At 46.8% G+C, this 3,307-nt stretch carries 5 protein-coding genes; 3 read left to right on the top strand and 2 right to left on the bottom strand.

What is annotated here, in order from left to right:
* Positions 1-59: 59 nt before the first annotated feature.
* Positions 60-362, top strand: a complete 303-nt coding sequence (locus tag A8O25_RS22175; protein ID WP_241499129.1) for a hypothetical protein — start codon at positions 60-62, stop codon at positions 360-362.
* Positions 363-669: 307 nt separating this feature from the next.
* On the opposite strand, the gene A8O25_RS22170 is transcribed toward A8O25_RS22175, so the two are convergent.
* Positions 670-1,755, bottom strand: coding sequence for a fatty acid desaturase family protein (locus A8O25_RS22170; RefSeq protein WP_066839827.1), 1,086 nt, complete (start codon positions 1,753-1,755; stop codon positions 670-672).
* Between the two features lie 203 nt (positions 1,756-1,958).
* Positions 1,959-2,135 carry a cold-shock protein gene (locus A8O25_RS22165; protein ID WP_241499128.1) on the bottom strand — a complete coding sequence of 59 codons (177 nt, stop codon included), beginning with the start codon at positions 2,133-2,135 and terminating at the stop codon, positions 1,959-1,961.
* 485 nt (positions 2,136-2,620) lie between these two features.
* Between A8O25_RS22165 and A8O25_RS22160 the strand changes: the two genes are divergently transcribed.
* Both A8O25_RS22160 and A8O25_RS22155 read left to right on the top strand, forming a co-directional pair.
* Positions 2,621-2,812 carry a cold-shock protein gene (locus tag A8O25_RS22160; RefSeq protein WP_062542011.1) on the top strand — a complete coding sequence of 64 codons (192 nt, stop codon included), beginning with the start codon at positions 2,621-2,623 and terminating at the stop codon, positions 2,810-2,812.
* 191 nt (positions 2,813-3,003) lie between these two features.
* Positions 3,004-3,195: a cold-shock protein gene (locus A8O25_RS22155; RefSeq protein ID WP_066839831.1), complete on the top strand. Its 192-nt coding sequence runs from the start codon at positions 3,004-3,006 to the stop codon at positions 3,193-3,195.
* Positions 3,196-3,307: the final 112 nt, after the last annotated feature.

Below are 3,307 nucleotides of genomic sequence, written 5' to 3'. Positions count from 1 at the left end.
GTGTCGTTTCGCGTTTTGCTTGTTTTGACAATGACACAAAAAACAGACGCTATTTCTTAATGGCTCCACCCTTTTGCGGCGGTATCCGTTACACCAGTTTTAACTTACATCTTACCGCAATGACCCAACGCGAAGTTACTAACCAAAACAACCTCACCTGGACCTGTGTGCAAGCCTATGCCGGCCTGGGAGGCAAAGCCGCAGAAAAAGCCACCGAACTCTCAGAATCAGAAGCAGGCACTGTCACCGTAGTCTGCACCCCCAGCGGTCAGGCGCAAACCGTACGGCTGGCACTGCCCAAGGATTGGATTGAGTCTCTATCAGATGAAGAAATGGTGCAGCAGATTGAGCAGGCTCAATAGCCTTGCAGCCAGCTTGCGGCGACTGCAGCGCTACTAGAACTGCCAGATTGCCCTTTCCCCCCGCACGGGAGTACTTTCCCGGCGAAGGGAATTGAATGCGAAAAGAGCCATTGACCAGCATATAGTTACTTACAGTGGCCACACCCCGCTTGAAAGGTAATCCTTAATGTATTTAGTGTATTTGTTGCCTAAAGGCTTACACTAGATAGTCATTCCGGTTGCCTTGCCTAAAAAGTAAAAAGCTGTTTTGGGGCTGGTTTTTGAAAACCAGCCCCAAAACAGCTTTTTACTGTAGGTTAGGGATTGTCTACCGCTGCACCAGAACCGGCTGCAAGGCCAGTTGTCTTAGATGCGCAATATGGGAAAGAATAGCCGTTCTGGTTTTAGGGTACTCATGGTAGGCCACCCCAAACTCGGCGCAGGCTTCTTTGATGATCTTGCTGATGGCCGGGTAATGCACGTGCGAAATCTTAGGGAACAGGTGGTGTTCAATCTGGAAATTCAGACCTCCCGTTAACCAAGACACCAGCTTGTTCTTAGTGGCGAAGTTGGCAGTGGTTTTCAGCTGGTGCAAAGCCCATTCATCTTCAATCCGGTTTGTCTCTACCGTGGGTATTGGGAAATGCGCGTGCTCAACCGTGTGGGCCAGCTGGAATACTATGCTCAGCACCAGGCCTGTGAACATGCCATAGAGCAGGAACCCCAGCAGCCACGGCAGAAAGCCTACCGTATAAATGGGCACGATCACAAAAAGGATGAAGTGCACCACCTTGAAACCCCAGAAAGAGAGGTGGTCTTTGCGGGTCATCTTCTTGATAGGAATATCGCCTACCTTCTGGGTGAAATATTTCACATAATCTGTGAAGAAGATCCAGTAAAGGTAGAGCATGGAATAAGCCCCCCAGAAATAGAAATGCTGGTACCGGTGAATCTTTAAATACTGCTGGTTCTCACACAGCCGCAGAAACGGACGGGCGTCCAGGTCATCATCTACCCCGTCAATGTTGGTATAGGTGTGGTGAATGATGTTGTGCTTGGTGGTCCACATGTGAATGTTGGCGCCCAGCATGTTCAGAGACAACCCGGCCAGCTCATTGACCCATTTCTTCTTGCTGAAGCTGCCGTGGCCGCCGTCATGCATCACGTTGAAGCCAATAGCCGCCGTCACGCCGCCAATCAGGATACACTCAATGAGGGCCAGCCAGATGGGCGGGGTAAAAAACACCAGGTGGGTGTACAGAAAAACCATGCTGGCCATCAGCACAGCCGCTTTGATATACAATTTGTAGTTGCCCGTGGGGTGTGCCCCAGCTTCTGCAAAGTAGGCATTGGTGCGGCTTTTCAACTCGGCATAAAAAGAGTTGGAAGGCGCTATGAATTTTGGTGTGGCCATAAAGGACGATTAGGTTGATAAAAGGCTACAGAGCTATCTCAACGGTCATCGTCAATTACATCTATAACGTTCTACTAAGTAACGCTTACTACGTATGTATTAATTCCTGAGATTTGAAATGAGGTGAGAAAATTCAGGAACAGGGGGCGTGGCGGGCATGGGGCACGTTAGACAGAGTTCCAGGTGCCCGCTGCGCCAGACCACTAAGATTCCTTCTTCTTCTCTTTCTCAGGAGGGGTAGAGGAGAAGTTGCCGTTTTCGTCAACGTACATGATCATGTCTTCCAGGCTGCCGCCAGAAGAATTCTCCTTCCGCTCCTGCTTGCGCTCTTCTTTGTCTTTTTTCTTCTTCAGTCTTTTTTGTTCAAGTTGTTTCTTCATGAAACTGTTTTGGGATCTTGCCATAGATAAGGTTTAAATGGAACAAATGCCTGTGAGTGGCTTACTACGTGTACCCAAAGGCGGTGTGAAACGTTACAGAGCCCGCCCCAGCGGGTACGGCCCTGTCTGTCTTGAAAGTGTTGCGCTGCTTAGCCAAATACAACTACAGGAACAACACCTTCCTAAAAAAATTCAAAAGCCTTTCAGGTGTAGAAATTTGAACAGATGTGGGGCTTTGGCAGAAAGCCTAACAGGTAGGCCTTTTTATGGATCTCTAGAAATAACCCGCCGCTGGCGGAATTCTAAAGACAATAAGAGGTTATACTTTTGTCTTTCTACCACAAAGGTACAAGATTTACGCACCATTTCCTAGCTCCTTGCGCGGCGGCCGTTTTTCTTTAATCAAAATAAAATTTCACTTTTTCTAGCAGTTCTTGAACTAATGACTACCTTTGAGCGTAGTAGCTTTATATTTAACAAGTGTTATGAATCAAGGAACAGTAAAATTTTTCAACGACTCTAAAGGGTTCGGTTTTATCAAAGACAACAATTCAAATCAGGAGTACTTTGTACACGTATCTGGATTAGTAGATGAAATCAGAGAAAACGACGAAGTAGTCTATGATCTTCAAGAAGGAAGAAAAGGACTAAACGCCATCAACGTTAAGCGTGCTTAGTCTTTCGCTATAAAGACACATTGCCAAAAAGCCTCTCCCTCAGGAGGGGCTTTTTTCTTGCGCCCGCCGCAAAACCTAAAGCGGGCCTGCCCCTCCCCTGAGAAGAAAACCTCTACCATATAAGAGCTTGTTTAAATTTAAAGGAACGAAAACGGGTTGGCCCGTGTCATAAGAACACAATGAACAATAATATGAACCAAGGAAAAGTAAAGTTCTTTAATGATGAAAAAGGCTTCGGCTTTATTAAAGACAGCCAATCAAACCAAGAGTATTTCGTGCACATTTCAGCCCTGATTGATGAGATCAGAGACAACGACGAAGTTACTTTTGAGATCAAAGAAGGTAAAAGAGGGTTGAACGCCGTAAACGTGCAACTGGCGTAACCCCACTCCCCATAAAAAGCAAAAGCCTCTCCCCACCGGAGAGGCTTTTTTTATGCCCCATTTGTACTTCCTGTTTCTGGGCTGTTTCAGAAAACAGACAGAACAGGAAGTA

Source organism: Rufibacter ruber (genome assembly GCF_001647275.1).
GTDB lineage: Bacteria > Bacteroidota > Bacteroidia > Cytophagales > Hymenobacteraceae > Nibribacter > Nibribacter ruber_C.
Note: the sequence above shows the minus strand (reverse complement) of the source record. Positions and strands in the feature narration are given on the sequence as shown.